Origin of the sequence: Streptomyces sp. NPDC006193, from assembly GCF_040613915.1 — a bacterium.
Lineage (GTDB): Bacteria > Actinomycetota > Actinomycetes > Streptomycetales > Streptomycetaceae > Streptomyces.
In genome coordinates, this window is the sequence record NZ_JBEXTB010000046.1 from 22348 (window position 1) to 37980 (window position 15633).

11 protein-coding genes are annotated in these 15633 nt (G+C 74.7%); 10 read left to right on the forward strand and 1 reads right to left on the reverse strand.

All coding sequences use genetic code 11. The features are described from left to right. Positions 1-275: 275 nt before the first annotated feature. The 8 genes from ABZ261_RS28285 (at position 276) to ABZ261_RS28320 (ending at position 12520) form a co-directional block, all read left to right on the forward strand. Positions 276-1826 carry a leucyl aminopeptidase gene (locus ABZ261_RS28285; RefSeq protein ID WP_356863984.1) on the forward strand — a complete coding sequence of 517 codons (1551 nt, stop codon included), beginning with the start codon at positions 276-278 and terminating at the stop codon, positions 1824-1826. A 375-nt stretch (positions 1827-2201) separates the two neighbouring features. Continuing rightward, positions 2202-3590: a dihydrolipoyl dehydrogenase gene (lpdA, locus tag ABZ261_RS28290; protein ID WP_356863986.1), complete on the forward strand. Its 1389-nt coding sequence runs from the start codon at positions 2202-2204 to the stop codon at positions 3588-3590. 61 nt (positions 3591-3651) lie between these two features. Next, entirely contained in the window at positions 3652-5520 is a 1869-nt protein-coding gene (gene sucB / locus ABZ261_RS28295; protein ID WP_356863988.1) for a 2-oxoglutarate dehydrogenase, E2 component, dihydrolipoamide succinyltransferase, read from the forward strand. Positions 5521-5734: 214 nt separating this feature from the next. After that, on the forward strand, positions 5735-6358 hold the full coding sequence (locus ABZ261_RS28300) for a GntR family transcriptional regulator (RefSeq protein ID WP_356863990.1): 624 nt from the start codon (positions 5735-5737) through the stop codon (positions 6356-6358). A gap of 280 nt (positions 6359-6638) precedes the next feature. After that, positions 6639-9341, forward strand: a complete 2703-nt coding sequence (gene aceE / locus ABZ261_RS28305; RefSeq protein ID WP_356863992.1) for a pyruvate dehydrogenase (acetyl-transferring), homodimeric type — start codon at positions 6639-6641, stop codon at positions 9339-9341. A gap of 175 nt (positions 9342-9516) precedes the next feature. Beyond that, positions 9517-10503, forward strand: coding sequence for a WYL domain-containing protein (locus ABZ261_RS28310; RefSeq protein ID WP_356863994.1), 987 nt, complete (start codon positions 9517-9519; stop codon positions 10501-10503). Between the two features lie 56 nt (positions 10504-10559). After that, positions 10560-11078, forward strand: coding sequence for a DUF4240 domain-containing protein (locus ABZ261_RS28315; RefSeq protein ID WP_356864006.1), 519 nt, complete (start codon positions 10560-10562; stop codon positions 11076-11078). A gap of 257 nt (positions 11079-11335) precedes the next feature. Further along, entirely contained in the window at positions 11336-12520 is a 1185-nt protein-coding gene (locus ABZ261_RS28320) for a MarP family serine protease (RefSeq protein ID WP_356863996.1), read from the forward strand. 15 nt (positions 12521-12535) lie between these two features. Here ABZ261_RS28320 and ABZ261_RS28325 read toward each other — a convergent pair whose 3' ends face one another. Continuing rightward, the gene (locus ABZ261_RS28325; RefSeq protein WP_356863998.1) at positions 12536-13024 is read right to left on the reverse strand and encodes a GNAT family N-acetyltransferase; all 489 of its coding nucleotides are present in this window, start codon (positions 13022-13024) and stop codon (positions 12536-12538) included. 71 nt (positions 13025-13095) lie between these two features. On the opposite strand from ABZ261_RS28325, the gene ABZ261_RS28330 reads away from it, so the two are divergent. After that, a complete protein-coding gene (locus ABZ261_RS28330) occupies positions 13096-13992 on the forward strand; it encodes a TIGR01777 family oxidoreductase (RefSeq protein WP_356864000.1) in 897 nt (298 codons plus the stop codon). A gap of 181 nt (positions 13993-14173) precedes the next feature. Continuing rightward, positions 14174-15547 carry an NAD(P)/FAD-dependent oxidoreductase gene (locus ABZ261_RS28335; RefSeq protein ID WP_356864002.1) on the forward strand — a complete coding sequence of 458 codons (1374 nt, stop codon included), beginning with the start codon at positions 14174-14176 and terminating at the stop codon, positions 15545-15547. Positions 15548-15633: the final 86 nt, after the last annotated feature.

The window sequence follows — 15633 nt, forward strand, 5'->3', positions numbered from 1 at the left end:
CACCGGCGGCCGGCGCGCGCCCGGGATCCGGTGCGCCGCGGCTCAGGTCACGGGGGTGCGGACGGGAGGAGCGGACCGGGCGCCGGGCACGGAGGAACACCCGAAGGAATGAGCGAAAGCGCGCACGCGCGTAGTCTCGTCCCGGGTGTTCGCCGGCAGGCTGAAGGCCCCGGTGCCCCCTGTTCCCAGGCCGGGACCAGGGCCGGCTCCGGGCCCGTCCGACCCACCCCGTTTCGGCCACAGCAACTTCACATCGGAAGCGAGATCTCACCACCGTGACTGCTCTGACTCTCAGCACCGCCGCGGCGCCCGGCCTGCGGGCCGACGCGATCGTGATCGGTGTCGCCAAGGGCGCCCAGGGGCCCGTCGTCGCGCCGGGCGCCGAGGCCGTGGACAAGGCGTACGACGGCAGGCTGGCCGGCCTCCTGGAGACCCTCGGCGCCTCGGGTGCCGAGGGCGAGCTGACCAAGCTGCCCGCGCCGGCCGGCTTCAAGGCCCCGCTCGTGGTGGCGGTGGGCCTGGGCGCCGAGCCCGGCGCGGGCGAGGACGAGGACGAGGACGCGGCCCCCGGCTACGAGCCGGAGGCGCTGCGCCGGGCCGCCGGCGTGGCCGCCCGCGCGCTCGCCGGGTCCAGGAAGGCCGCGTTCGCGCTGCCGGTCGACGGCCCCGGCGCGATCGGCGCGATCGGCGAGGGCGTCCTGCTCGGCGCGTACTCCTTCGACGTCTACAAGGGCGGCGCGCAGGACGCCCGGGCCAAGAACGGCAAGGCGCCGCTGGCCGAGGCCGCGCTGCTCGGCGGCAAGCCGCGCGACGCCGCCCACAAGGGTGCGGTCGCCCGCGCGGTCGCGGTCTGCGAGGAGCTGAACCGCGCCCGCGACCTGGTCAACATGCCGCCGAACGACCTCACCCCCGCCGCCTTCGCCGACCTCACCCGGACCGCGGCCGAGGAGCACGGCCTCACGGTGCAGGTGCTCGACGAGAAGGCGCTGATCAAGGGAGGCTACGGCGGCATCCTCGGCGTCGGCGGCGGCTCCGCGGCCGCCCCGCGCCTGGTGAAGCTGTCGTACCGGCACCCCGAGGCGAAGAAGCACCTCGCCTTCGTCGGCAAGGGCATCACCTACGACTCCGGCGGCATCTCGCTGAAGCCGGCCGGCCACAACGAGACGATGAAGTGCGACATGAGCGGTGCGGCCGCGGTGTTCGCCGCCGTCGTCGCCGCCGCGCGCCTCGGCCTGGAGGTCGACGTCACCGGCTGGCTGGCGCTGGCCGAGAACATGCCGTCCGGCTCGGCGGTGCGCCCCGGTGACGTGCTGCGCATGTACAGCGGCAAGACCGTCGAGGTGCTCAACACCGACGCCGAGGGCCGGCTGGTCCTCGCCGACGCGCTGTGGGCGGCCTCCCAGGAGAACCCGGACGCGATCGTCGACGTGGCCACGCTGACCGGCGCGATGGTGCTGGCGCTGGGCAGCCGGACGTTCGGCGTGATGACCAACGACGACGCGTTCCGCACCGCGGTGCACGAGGCGGCGGAGGAGGTCGGCGAGCCGGCCTGGCCGATGCCGCTGCCGGAGCACCTGCGCAAGGGCATGGAGTCGCCCGTGGCCGACATCGCGAACATGGGCGAGCGGTGGGGCGGCGGGCTGGTGGCCGGTCTGTTCCTGCGCGAGTTCGTGGGCGAGGGGATCACCTGGGCGCACCTGGACATCGCCGGGCCGGCGTTCAACGAGGGCGGGCCGTTCGGGTACACGCCTAAGGGCGGCACCGGATCCGCGGTGCGCACGCTGGTGCGGCTGGCGGAGCTCACGGCCGAGGGCGACCTGGGCTGACGGGCGCCCGCCGGGCCGGGGCCGCCGCCCGCACCGCGACCTGCGGGGGCCGTACCGTGCCGCGCGGGCCGCACCGCGGCCGCGGGGGCGCGGGGTCCGTTCGCGCAGGTCCCCGCGCCCCGGCCGGGCCGGCCGCCGCCGGACCGGGGCGGCGGCCGGGCGCGGGGGCCGTCCGTCTCCGGTGGACGTGGGACGTCTCACACCCCGGCCCGGCGTCTCGATCGCGTCCGACAGGTGCAAAGATGGAGCCCGGCAGGACAGGGCCCCCACCGAAGGGCCGAAGCATCAAGCGGCCGGACACCAGCCGACCGGCCGGTCACCTCCCACAGGGACAAGGGTGTCCGGCGTGCGGCGCACATGCATGGAGGACGTGACGTGGCGAACGACGCCAGCACCGTTTTCGACCTAGTGATCCTCGGCGGTGGTAGCGGTGGTTACGCCGCGGCCCTGCGCGGGGCCCAGCTGGGCCTGGACGTCGCCCTGATCGAGAAGGACAAGGTCGGCGGCACCTGCCTGCACCGGGGCTGCATCCCCACCAAGGCCCTGCTGCACGCGGGCGAGATCGCCGACCAGGCCCGCGAGAGCGAGCAGTTCGGCGTCAAGGCCTCCTTCGAGGGCATCGACATCGCGGGCGTGCACAAGTACAAGGACGAGGTCATCTCGGGCCTGTACAAGGGTCTGCAGGGGCTCGTCGCCTCCCGCAAGGTGACGTACATCGAGGGCGAGGGCCGGCTGTCCTCCCCCACCTCCGTGGACGTCAACGGCCAGCGCGTCCAGGGCCGCCACATCCTGCTGGCGACCGGCTCCGTGCCGAAGTCGCTGCCGGGCCTGGAGATCGACGGCGACCGCATCATCTCCTCCGACCACGCCCTCGTCCTGGACCGCGTGCCCAAGTCCGCGATCATCCTGGGCGGCGGTGTCATCGGTGTCGAGTTCGCCTCGGCGTGGAAGTCCTTCGGCACCGACGTCACGATCATCGAGGGCATGAAGCACCTCGTGCCGGTCGAGGACGAGAACTCCTCCAAGCTCCTCGAGCGCGCGTTCCGCAAGCGCGGCATCAAGTTCAACCTGGGCACCTTCTTCCAGAAGGCCGAGTACACCCAGGACGGTGTGAAGGTCACCCTGGCGGACGGCAAGGAGTTCGAGGCCGAGGTCCTCCTCGTCGCCGTCGGCCGCGGCCCGGTCTCCCAGGGCCTGGGCTACGAGGAGGCCGGGGTCGCCATGGACCGCGGCTACGTCCTCGTCGACGAGTACATGCGCACCAACGTCCCGACCATCTCCGCCGTCGGCGACCTCGTCCCGACGCTCCAGCTCGCGCACGTCGGCTTCGCCGAGGGCATCCTGGTGGCGGAGCGTCTGGCCGGTCTGAAGGTCGTTCCGATCGACTACGACGGTGTCCCGCGGGTGACGTACTGCCACCCGGAGGTCGCCTCCGTCGGCATCACCGAGGCCAAGGCCAAGGAGATCTACGGCGCGGACAAGGTCGTCGCCCTGAAGTACAACCTGGCGGGCAACGGCAGGAGCAAGATCCTCAAGACCGCGGGCGAGATCAAGCTCGTCCAGGTCAAGGACGGTGCCGTGGTCGGCGTCCACATGGTCGGCGACCGCATGGGCGAGCAGGTCGGCGAGGCGCAGCTGATCTACAACTGGGAGGCGCTGCCGGCCGAGGTCGCCCAGCTCATCCACGCCCACCCGACGCAGAACGAGGCGCTGGGCGAGGCGCACCTGGCCCTGGCCGGCAAGCCGCTGCACTCCCACGACTGAGCCTTCGGTCGACGGGCGCGACGACACAGACTTCCGTAATTCGTTAGGAGCAACCGAAACCATGGCGGTTTCCGTAACCCTTCCGGCGCTCGGCGAGAGCGTCACCGAGGGCACTGTCACCCGCTGGCTGAAGGCGGAGGGCGAGCGCGTCGAGGCCGACGAGCCGCTGCTCGAGGTCTCGACCGACAAGGTCGACACCGAGATCCCCTCGCCCGCTTCCGGCGTGCTGGCCTCCATCAAGGTCGCCGAGGACGAGACCGTCGAGGTCGGCGCCGAGCTGGCCGTCATCGACGACGGCTCCGGCGCCCCCGCGGCCGGCGACGCCCCGGCCGCCGCCGAGGCCGCGGCCCCGGCCCCCGCCCCGGAGCAGGCCCCCGCCCAGGAGCAGGCCCCCGCCCCGGAGCCGGCCCCGCAGGCCGCCCCCTCCACCGAGCAGGCCGCCCCCGCCCCGGCGCCGACCGCCGAGGCCGCTTCTGGCGCCTCCGGCGCCGAGGGCACCGACGTGGTCCTGCCCGCGCTGGGTGAGTCCGTCACCGAGGGCACGGTCACCCGCTGGCTGAAGTCGGTGGGCGACTCCGTCGAGGCCGACGAGCCGCTGCTCGAGGTCTCCACGGACAAGGTCGACACCGAGATCCCGGCGCCCGCCTCCGGCGTGCTGCTGGAGATCGTGGTGAACGAGGACGAGACCGCCGAGGTCGGCGCCAAGCTCGCCGTCATCGGCGCCCCGGGCGCGGCTCCGGCCGCCCCGGCCCCCGCCGAGGCCCCGGCGCCCGCTCCCGCCCCGGCGCCCGCGCCCGCGCCTGCTCCCGCACCCGCCCCGGCGCCCGCCCCGGCCCCGGCCCCGGCCGCCCAGGCTCCGGCTCCGGCTCCGGCTCCGCAGCAGGCGGCGGCCCCCGCGCCGGCCCCGGCCGCCCCGCAGGCTCCGGCTCCGGCGCCCGCCCCGGCCCCGGCCCCGGCCCCGGCCGCCCAGGCTCCGGCCCCCGCCGCCGCCCAGGCGACCGACGAGGGCGCCTACGTCACCCCGCTGGTGCGCAAGCTCGCCGCCGAGAACGGCGTCGACCTGTCCACCGTCAAGGGCACCGGCGTCGGCGGCCGTATCCGCAAGCAGGACGTCATCGCCGCCGCCGAGGCCGCCAAGGCCGCCCCGGCCCCGGCTCCGGCCGCCGCCCCGGCCGCCGCCAGGAAGACCCCGGCGCTCGAGGTCTCCCCGCTGCGCGGCCAGACCGTCAAGATGACCCGCATCCGCAAGGTCATCGGCGACAACATGGTCAAGGCGCTGCGCGAGCAGGCCCAGCTGTCGTCGGTCGTGGAGGTCGACGTCACCCGCCTGATGAAGCTGCGTGCCCGGGCGAAGGACGCCTTCGCGGCCCGCGAGGGCGTCAAGCTCTCCCCGATGCCGTTCTTCGTCAAGGCCGCCGCCCAGGCGCTGAAGGCCCACCCGGTCATCAACGCCCGGATCAACGAGGCCGAGGGGACCATCACCTACTTCGACACCGAGAACATCGGTATCGCGGTGGACTCCGAGAAGGGCCTGATGACCCCGGTCATCAAGAACGCCGGCGACCTCAACATCGCGGGCATCGCCAAGGCCACGGCGGAGCTGGCGGGCAAGGTCCGCGCCAACAAGATCACCCCGGACGAGCTGTCCGGCGCGACCTTCACCATCTCCAACACCGGTTCGCGCGGCGCGCTGTTCGACACGATCATCGTGCCGCCGGGCCAGGTCGCGATCCTCGGCATCGGCGCCACGGTCAAGCGCCCGGCCGTCATCGAGACCGAGGAGGGCACGGTCATCGGCGTCCGCGACATGACGTACCTGACCCTGTCCTACGACCACCGCCTGGTCGACGGCGCCGACGCGGCCCGTTACCTGACGGCGGTCAAGGCGATCCTGGAGGCGGGCGAGTTCGAGGTCGAGCTCGGCCTGTAACGGCCCGCCGCGAGGCGACGCATCGGCGCCCCTGTCCGGAACCGTCCGGGCAGGGGCGCCGGCGTTCGGGGCGCGGGACGCCGCCCGACCGGCCGCGCCTGTCTCAAACCCCATGTGCGCCTCGTCTCACCTGCGCCGAAGCGCCCCCACGCGCCCTACCCGCGGAGCGAACCCGCCGTATTGTCTAACCGTCAGCCCCCGGGAGGAGCACCTCATGACCGCGCCCGTCGTCCACTCGCTGCGCGAGCAGATCCGCGAGCACATCGTGGAGGGGATCGTCAGCGGGCGCTGGCAGCCGGGCGAGCGCATCGTGGAGCGCCGGATCGCCACCGAGCTGGAGGTCAGCCAGACCCCGGTGCGCGAGGCCCTGCGGGAGCTGGAGTCCCTGCGGCTGATCGAGTCGGCGCCCAACAAGGGCGTGCGGGTACGGAACCTGTCCGCGGCCGACCTGGAGGAGAGCTACCCGGTGCGGGCCGGACTGGAGGCCATCGCGGCGGAGCTCGCGGCGGACCGCCTGGCGCAGGACTGCTCGGCGCTGGAGCCGCACGTCCTGGCCCTGTACGAGGCCGACCGCAACGCCGACGGCACCGCACAGGTGCGGCACACGGTCGGCTTCCACCGCGAGCTCGTCCGCGCGGCGCACAACGCGGTGCTGCTGCACACCTGGGAGGGGCTGGGCATCGAGGTCTTCACGGCCCTGTCCATCCGCTGGCTGGGCACGGTCCAGCAGTCGTACGCGGAGGAGCACGAGGAGCTGGTGCAGGCGTTCAAGCGCCGGGATCCGCGGATCGCCGAGCTGGTGAAGGCGCACGTGCTCGGCTGCGCTCCGCGCGCCTGACACAGACGGGCCACACAGACGGGCATCCTGCCGCTCAGCTGCCCGCTCAGCTGCGGAAAGCAAGGAAAACCACGTCACCCGGTGCCATCCTCGAAGGCACCGGGTGCCGACTTTCTCCAAATCAAGAGGTTTTGGCCCTCAACCCTTTGATCGATCATCGATCAGGGAGTTACAGTCGCCGACGGACTTCCACCGAAGTCCCACAGCCCTGTCCTGCCAAAGACCTAGGGCACCCCCGAACCCCATGAGGGAACCCCCTTCGACTGAGGAAGGCGGCGACATGACCGACCCCAACGCCATCCAGCCGAGCGAGCTCGACCAGCTCCCGGACCGCGACCCCGAGGAGACCGCCGAGTGGCAGGCCTCCCTGGACGCCGTGGCCAGGGAGGCCGGGCCGCACCGTGCCGCGTACCTGATGCGCCGCACGCTGGAGCGCGCCGAGGCGGGCGGCATCGCGCTGCCGAAGCTCCTCGAGACCGACTACGTCAACACCATCCCGACCGCCGCCGAGCCCGCGATGCCCGGCGACCCGGAGATGGAGGCCCGGATCACCGCGTGGAACCGCTGGAACGCGGCCGCGATGGTGACCCGCGGCTCCAAGTACGGCGTCGGCGGCCACATCGCCACCTTCGCCTCCGCGGCCTGGCTGTACGAGACCGGCTTCAACCACTTCTTCCGGGGCAAGGAGGGGGACGGCTCCGGCGACCAGCTCTACATCCAGGGCCACGCCTCCCCCGGCATCTACGCCCGCGCCTTCCTCGACGGCCGGCTGGGCGAGCACCACCTGGACAACTTCCGCCAGGAGGCCGGCGGCAACGGCCTGCCCTCGTACCCGCACCCGCGCCGGCTGCCCTGGCTGTGGGAGTTCCCGACGGTGTCGATGGGCCTCGGCCCGCTCTCCGCGATCTACCAGGCGCGCTTCAACCGCTACCTCACCAACCGCGGCATCAAGGACGTCTCCGCCTCCCACGTCTGGGCCTTCCTCGGCGACGGCGAGATGGACGAGCCGGAGTCGACCGCGGCCCTCGCGCTCGCCGCCCGTGAGGAGCTGGACAACCTCACCTTCGTCGTCAACTGCAACCTGCAGCGCCTCGACGGCCCGGTCCGCGCCAACTTCAAGATCGTGCAGGAGCTGGAGGCCCAGTTCCGCGGCGCCGGCTGGAACGTCGTCAAGACGCTGTGGGGCTCCGCCTGGGACGAGCTGTTCGCCCTCGACACCACGGGCGCGCTGGTGCGCCGCCTGCGCGAGGTGCCGGACGCGCAGATCCAGACGTACCAGACCCGCGACGCCGCCTACATCCGCCAGGACTTCTTCGGCAAGGACCCGGCGCTCGCGGAGATGGCGAAGCTGCTGAGCGACGACAAGATCATCGAGTGCTTCCACTTCTCGCGCGGCGGTCACGAGGCCCGCAAGGTCTACGCCGCGTACAAGGCCGCCGTCGAGCACAAGGGCGCGCCGACCGTGATCCTGGCCCAGACCGTCAAGGGCCACACCCTCGGCGAGGGCTTCGCCTCGAAGAACGCCAACCACCAGATGAAGAAGCTGACGGTGGACGAGTTCAAGGCGATGCGCGACCGGCTCGACCTGCCGATCAAGGACAGCGACTTCGTCGACGGCGTGGTGCCCTACGGCCACCCCGGCGCCGACTCCCCCGAGGTCCGCTACCTCCAGGAGCGCCGCGCCGCCCTCGGCGGCCCGGCCCCGGCCCGCCGGGTGCACCCGGTCGCGCCGCTGCCCGCTCCGGCGGAGAAGGCGTTCGCGTCCTTCGACAAGGGCTCCGGCTCCCAGAACGTGGCCACCACCATGGCCTTCGTCCGCCTGATCAAGGACCTGGTCCGCGACAAGGAGACCGGCAGGCGCTGGGTGCCGATCGTCCCCGACGAGGCGCGCACCTTCGGCATGGAGTCGCTGTTCCCGTCCCTCGGCATCTACTCGCCCAAGGGCCAGACGTACGAGCCGGTCGACCGCGACCAGCTGATGTACTACAAGGAGGCGACGAACGGCCAGATCCTCAACGAGGGGATCACCGAGGCCGGTTCGATGGCCGACTTCATCGCCGCGTCGACGTCGTACGCGACGCACGGCGAGCCGATGATCCCGTTCTACATCTTCTACTCGATGTTCGGCTGGCAGCGCACGGCCGACCAGATGTGGCAGCTCGGCGACCAGCTCGGCCGCGGCTTCCTCGTCGGCGCGACGGCCGGCCGCACCACCCTGACGGGCGAGGGCCTGCAGCACGCCGACGGCCACTCCCCGCTCATCGCCGCCACCAACCCGGCCGCGCTGACGTACGACCCGGCGTTCGCCTACGAGATCGCGGTCATCGTCCGCGAGGGTCTGCGCCGGATGTACGGCGAGGCCAGGCCCGGCGAGGACCAGGACGTCTTCTACTACCTGACGGTCTACAACGAGCCGCTGCCGCAGCCCGCCAAGCCGCAGGGCCTCGGCATCGACGAGGGCATCGTCAAGGGCCTGTACCGCTTCAACACGGCGGAGTCCGCGGGCCTGTCCGTGGCCGCCGACTCGCCGCGCATCCAGCTGCTGGGCTCGGGCACCGCGATCCACTGGGCGCTCCAGGCGCAGAAGCTGCTGGCCGAGGAGTGGGGCGTGGCCGCCGACGTGTGGTCCGCGACCTCCTGGACGGAGCTGCGCCGCGACGCGCTCGAGGCCGACGCGGCCCTGCTGCGCGGCGAGGAGCGGGTGCCGTACGTCCGTCAGGCCCTGCAGGGCGCCGAGGGCCCGGTGCTGGCCGTGTCCGACTACATGCGCCAGGTCCCGGACCAGATCGCGCAGTGGGTCGAGCAGGACTGGTCCTCGCTGGGCGCCGACGGCTTCGGCCTGTCGGACACCCGTGAGGCCGCCCGCCGCCACTTCGGCGTCGACGCCCCGTCGATCGTCGTCGCGGCCCTGGCCCAGCTGGCCCGCCGCGGCGAGGTCAAGGCCACCGCGGTCAAGGAGGCCCGGGACAAGTACGGGCTGTGAGGCGGCCGCCGGGGCGACGGCGGGTCCGGCGCCCCGGCACCGCACCATCGCGGCCGGGCGCCGTCGTGGCGGGGACCCTCCCCCGCCGCGGCGGCGCCCGGCCGCGACGGCGTGGGCGGGCACTGCGGGTCGGGCGCCCGGCCCCGCTGCCGCGCACCGCGGCATCATGGGGGGCATGCGTGCCGCCCGGCTGATCAAGATGGTGCTCCTCCTGCAGTCCCGGCCCGCCATGACGGCCGCCGAGCTCGCGCGGGAGCTGGAGGTGTCGGAGCGGACGGTCACCCGGGACGCGCAGGCGCTGTCGGAGGCGGGGGTGCCGGTCTACGCCGACCGGGGGCGGGCCGGCGGGTACCGGCTGGTCGGCGGGTACCGGACCCGGCTGACCGGGCTGGCCCGGACCGAGGCCGAGGCGCTGTTCCTGAGCGGGGTGCCGGGCGCGCTGCGCGAGATGGGGCTCCAGGACGCCGCCTCCGCGGCCCGGCTGAAGGTGTCCGCCGCGCTGCTGCCCTCCCTGCGGGACGCCCCGGACACCGCGGCCCAGCGGTTCCACCTGGACGCGCCCGCCTGGTTCCGGGAGCCGGAGACGCCCGCGCGGCTGCCCGTGATCGCCGAGGCGGTCTGGGACGACCGGCGGATCCGGGCCGTCTACCGGCGGGGGGACTCGGCCGTCGAACGGGAGCTGGAGCCGTACGGGCTGGTGCTGAAGGCGGGCGTCTGGTACCTGTGCGCGCGGGTCGCGGGCCGCGGCGTCTTCCGGACGTACCGGATCGACCGGTTCGACTCCGTGGACCCGCTCGGCGAGCGGTTCGACCGCGACCCGGACTTCGACCTGCCCGGCCACTGGGCGGAGCACGCCGAGCGGTTCGCGCGCTCCATCCTGCACGCCGAGGTGGTCGTCCGGCTGTCCCCGGACGGTGTGCGCGCACTGCCGCACGCCGTCGACCCGCTCGCCGCGCGGGAGGCGCTGGACGGCGCGGGCGAGCCGGACGCCGAGGGCTGGGTCACGGTGACGCTGCCGGTGGAGTCGGAGGAGGTCGCGCACGACCAGCTCAGGGCGCTCGGGCCGGAGGCGGAGGTGCTGGCCCCGGCGGGTCTGCGGGAGCGGTGCGCGGCGGACGCGGCCCGGCTCGCCGCGCTGTACGGGCGCCCGCGGGCCCGGTGACGGTCCGCGGCACTCCGCGTGCGGGCCGCCGTCGCAGGCCCGATGCTGGTGCCGTGATGGACGAGACGGAGTTCTGGGAGCTGATCGACGCCACCCGCGAGGCCGCCGGGGGCGACCCCGAGGAGCAGGCCGACCTGCTCGTGGACCGGCTGCTCCAGCTGGAGCCCGAGCTGGTCCTGGACTTCGCCCGTCACTTCGAGGCCCGGTACAACCGCGCCTACCGCTGGGACCTGTGGGGCGCCGCCTGGGTGCTGCTGGACGGGTGCAGCGACGACGCGTTCGACTTCTTCCGGTGCTGGCTGATCGGCCAGGGCCGCGAGGTCTTCGAGGGCGCCCTGCACGATCCGGACTCCCTGGCCGGACTGCTGGACGACTTCGACGAGGAGGTCGACGGCGACGGCGAGGAACTGGGCTACGCGGCGGACGAGGCGTACGAGCAGCTGACCGGCACCGTGGCGCCCGACCTGGGTGTCGCCCCGCCGCCGGCCGACCCCGCGGGCGACCCGCTGGACCTGGAGGACGAGCGGGCGCTCGCCGCCCGGTACCCCAGGCTCTGGGAGCGGTTCAAGGCGTGAGACCGGCCCCGCCGCCCGTGACGGTGCGCGGCCCCGCCCGCCGCCGGGAGCCGCGGGCCGGTCCGGCCCGTGCGGCCCGTCCGGTCCGTGCGCGCTGTGTGCTGCGCCACCCGGTGGAACCATCGCCGCGGGCCGGGACGTTCTGCGGACGGAACCCGTACGCGGCCGGTCGCTCCGCCCGGTGGGCGGCATGCGCGCGCGGCTGATCAGCGGGCCCGTCCCGTCCGTACTCAGGGGTCCGAGAGAAAGGCGGCTCCGTGGATCTGCTCGACCTGCTGCTGGTGCTGGTGATCGTCGTCTACGCGGTGGCCGGTTACCGCCGCGGGCTGGTGGCCGGGTGCGTCTGCCTGGCCGGGTTCGTCGGCGGCGCCGTGGCCGGGGTGTGGCTGCTGCCGTGGGTGACGGGGCAGGTCGAGCGGGGCACGCCGGAGGCGACGGTGCTCGCCCTGCTGACGGTGCTGGCGCCGGCGACGGCGGGGCTCCGGCTCGCGGGCCGGCCGGCGGTGCGGCTGCGCGGCGAGCTGGACCGGGGGCCGCTGCGGGTGGCGGACGGGGCGGGCGGCGCGGCGGCGAACTCGGCGGCGGTGCTGATCGTGGCCTGGGTGGCGGCGAGCGTGCTGGGCGCGGCCCCGTCGCAGACGCTGACGACGGCGATCCGCGACTCGACGCTGCTGGGCGCGGTCCAGCAGGCGATGCCGCAGACCACGCCCGGGTGGTTCTCGCGGGCCACGTCCGCGCTGACCGAGGCGGGTTTCCCGCAGGTGTTCAACCCGTTCGAGGACGAGTCGGCGGCCCGGGTGGCCCGGCCCTCCGGGGACAGCGTGACACCGGCGGCGACCGACGCCGCCAAGGCGAGCACGGTGAAGATCGAGGGGGCCACGGGCACCGAGGGGCGCGAGGGCAGCGGGTTCGTGTACGCGCCGCGGCACGTGATGACCAACGCGCACGTGGTGGCCGGCATCGACCGCCCGACCGTGCGGGTCGGCGGGGTCGGGCGGCCGTACCCGGCGCGGGTGGTGCTGTTCGACTCCGGCCGGGACGTCGCGGTGCTGTACGTGCCGGGGCTGCGCGCGCCGGCGCTGCGGTTCGACACCGCCGCGGCGCACGGGGACCCCGCGGTGGTGGCGGGCTACCCGCAGGACGGGGGCCTGGACCTGCAGGCGGCGACCGTCGCGAACCGGGTGCGGGCCACCGGCCGGGACATCTACAACGACCGGACGGTCACCCGGGAGATCTACTCGATCCGGTCCACGGTGCGGCCGGGCAACTCCGGCGGTCCGCTGCTCGCCGCGGACGGGCGGGTGTTCGGCGTGGTCTTCGCCCGTTCCACCTCGGACGCCGAGACGGGGTACGTGCTGACGGCGGACGAGGTGGCGGGCGACGCCCGGCGCGCGGCCACGGCGACGGCGCCGGTGGACACGGGCGAGCTGGTCAGTTCCTGACGAGTCCGCGACGGCTCACAGCGGGCGGCCCATGAACACGTCGTCGACGTACTCCCCCGCCACCAGGAACTCCCCCGGCAGCACTCCCTCGACGGCGAACCCCTCGGACTCGTACAGCCTGCGCGCCGGGGTGTTGTGGGCGAGCACGCGCAGGGTGAGGCGGCGCGCGCCGCGCCTGCGGGCCTCCTCGGCGGCGGCCCGGACCAGGGCCCGGCCGACGCCCCTGCCGCGGGCGTCCTCGTGCACGGCGAGGCCCTGGATCTGCCGTACGTGCGCGTTGGAGGCGAGCGGCGTCGGCCGGCCCAGGTTGACGTAGCCGACGACACGCCCGTCGAGTTCGGCGACCAGGCAGTCCTGCGGGCCGTGCCGGTCGCTGAAGAAGGGGGCGTGGGGCGGTCGCGGCTGCGGCGTCACGGCGTGCAGCGCGGACCAGGTGAGTCGGTCGAGGAGGGAGAGCTGCTCCTCGTCGCCGGGCAGGGCGACGCGTATGTACGGCTCGGGCATGACGGTCACCCTACGGCGGGCGGCCGGGGCGTCCCACCGCATGCGCGCGGTCGGGCGGTCATGCTGGGGGCATGGAACGTATCCGTATCGCGGTGGCCGGCGCGTCCGGTCTCATCGGCAGCGCTCTGGTGCGGTCTCTGGCCGCGGACGGGCACCGGGTCGTGCGCCTGGTGCGCCGGGAGCCCCGGAACGCGGAGGAGGTCCGCTGGGACCCCGGGCGGCGGCACGTCGACGCGGCCGGGCTGGCCGGCTGCGACGCGGTGGTCAACCTGGCCGGGGCGGGCATCGGCGACCGGCGCTGGAGCCCGGAGTACAAGCGGCTGATCCGGGACAGCCGGGTGCTGGGCACGGCCGCGCTGGCCGAGGCGGTGGCCGCGCTGCCGACGCCCCCGCGGGTGTTCGTGTGCGGCAGCGCGATCGGCTTCTACGGCGACACCGGCGACCGGGTGGTGGACGAGGACGCGCCGCCGGGCGACGGCTTCCTGCCCTCGCTGTGCGTGGAGTGGGAGGAGGCGGCGGAGCCCGCCCGGCGGGCGGGGGTGCGGACGGTGTTCCTGCGCACCGGGCTGGTGGTGGCCCGCGGCGGCGGGGCCTGGGGACGGCTGTTCCCGCTGTTCCGGGCGGGACTCGGGGGGCGGCTGGGCGACGGGCGGCAGTACTGGTCGTACATCGCGCTGCACGACGAGGTCGCCGCGATCCGGCATCTCGTCGACGACGACGGGCTGTCCGGGCCGTTCAACCTGACGGCGCCCGAGCCGCTGACGAACCGTGAGATCACGGCGGCGATGGCGCGGGTGCTGCACCGGCCGGCGGTGTTCGCGGTGCCCGATCCGGTGCTGCGGGCGGTGCTCGGGGAGATGGCCGGGGATGTGCTGGGCAGTCAGCGGGTGGTGCCGAGGCGCTTGCTGGAGTCGGGCTTCCGGTTCGCGTTCCCGGGCATCGAGGAGGCGATCCGCGCGGCCGGGTGAGCCGTCCGGCAACACCGGCGAACGAAAGTGACCGTATGCGACCTCCATGCGACCGTGCCCTGTCGATGCGCGACCCCTCCCGACCGGATGCAGCCCTACGCTCGACCCGAACTCGGGTATCCCTGGAGCCAGTTGGGGGCATGCCGTCTCCACCGGCCGCGCATACCACAGGAGGGGCCTCGTGCTTGAGCCCGCGTACCAGGTGGACGTCGTCATCGTGGGAGCCGGAATCGCCGGCCTCTCGGCGGCTCATCGGCTGACCAGCGCAGGAATCACGACCGCGGTCCTGGAGGCCGCCCCGTACGTCGGCGGCCGCATGTCGACCGAGAAGGTCGACGGCTTCCGGCTCGACCGCATCGGACAGCTGCTGTCCACGTCCTCCCCCGAACTGCGTCTCACCCCGGGCCTGGACGCCCTCGCCGTGCGCCGCTTCGCGCCGGGCGTCCTGCTGCACCGCGACGGCCGCACGCAGCGCGCGGGCGCGCCGGCGCCCGCAGGGAGCGCGCGGGGCGCACGCGGCGCTCTCCATGTGGCGCGGGCTCTCGCCGGCACCCCGAGGGGGCCGGCCGCCGCGCCCGGCCGGACCGCCGCGCCGGTCGGCGGCGCGGTGGACCAGGCCCGGCTGGGCGCCGCGCTCGGCCGGATCGCGGCCACGCCCGTCGACCGCATCCTGGCCCGCCCCGAGATGCCGGCCGGCCTGTCCCTCGCCCGGCGCGGGGTGCCGGCCCGCACCCTCGACGGCTTCCTGCGCCCGCTGCTCGCCGCGCTGCTGTGCGACCCGGAGCTGAGCACCTCCAGCCGGTGCGCCGACCTGGCGCTGCGCGCCTTCGCGAGCGGCGGGCTGTGCGTCCCGGAGGGCGGCGCGGAGGCCCTGCCCGAGCTGCTGGCCCGGACGCTGCCGCCGGGCACCGTGCACACCGGGGTGCGGGTCACCTCCGTGTCCACGACCACGGTCACCACCGCCGAGCACGGGCAGATCCGCTGCCGGGCCGTGCTGCTCGCGACCGACGCGCGCGCGGCGGCGCGGCTCCTGCCGGGGCTCAGGGTCCCGGACTTCCACCCGGTGACGGTGGTGCACCACACCACCGACGACCCCGCGGCCGCCTTCCCGACCGGCGCCTCGCTGCTGCTGGACGCCGACCGCGGCGGTCCGGTCGCGCACACGGCGGTGCTGAGCAACGTGGACCCGAGCCGGGCGCCGGCCGGCCGGGTGCTGATCTCCTCGACCGTGCTGGGCGCCCCGCCCGAGGACGTGGACACCGCCGTCCGCATCCACCTCGCGCGGCTGTACGGCACCTCGACGCGCCGCTGGGAGACGCTGGCCGTGCACCACACGCCGGAGGCGGTCCCGGCGATGCGCCCGCCGCACGACCTGCGCCGGCCGGTACGGCTGCTGGCGGGCCTGTACGTGTGCGGCGACCACCGGGACACGAGCACCGTCCAGGGCGCCCTGCGCTCCGCCCACCGGGCGGCGGCGGCGATCCTCGGCGACCTGGGCGTGCTCGGCTCCCCGCACCACGCGGACCCGGCCCCGACGCTGCCGCGAGCGGCATGAGCCACGCCGGCGGGGCCCCCCCCCCCCCCCCCCGGGCCCCCCCCCCCCCCCCCCCCCCCCCCCCCCCCCCCCCCCCCCCCCCCCCC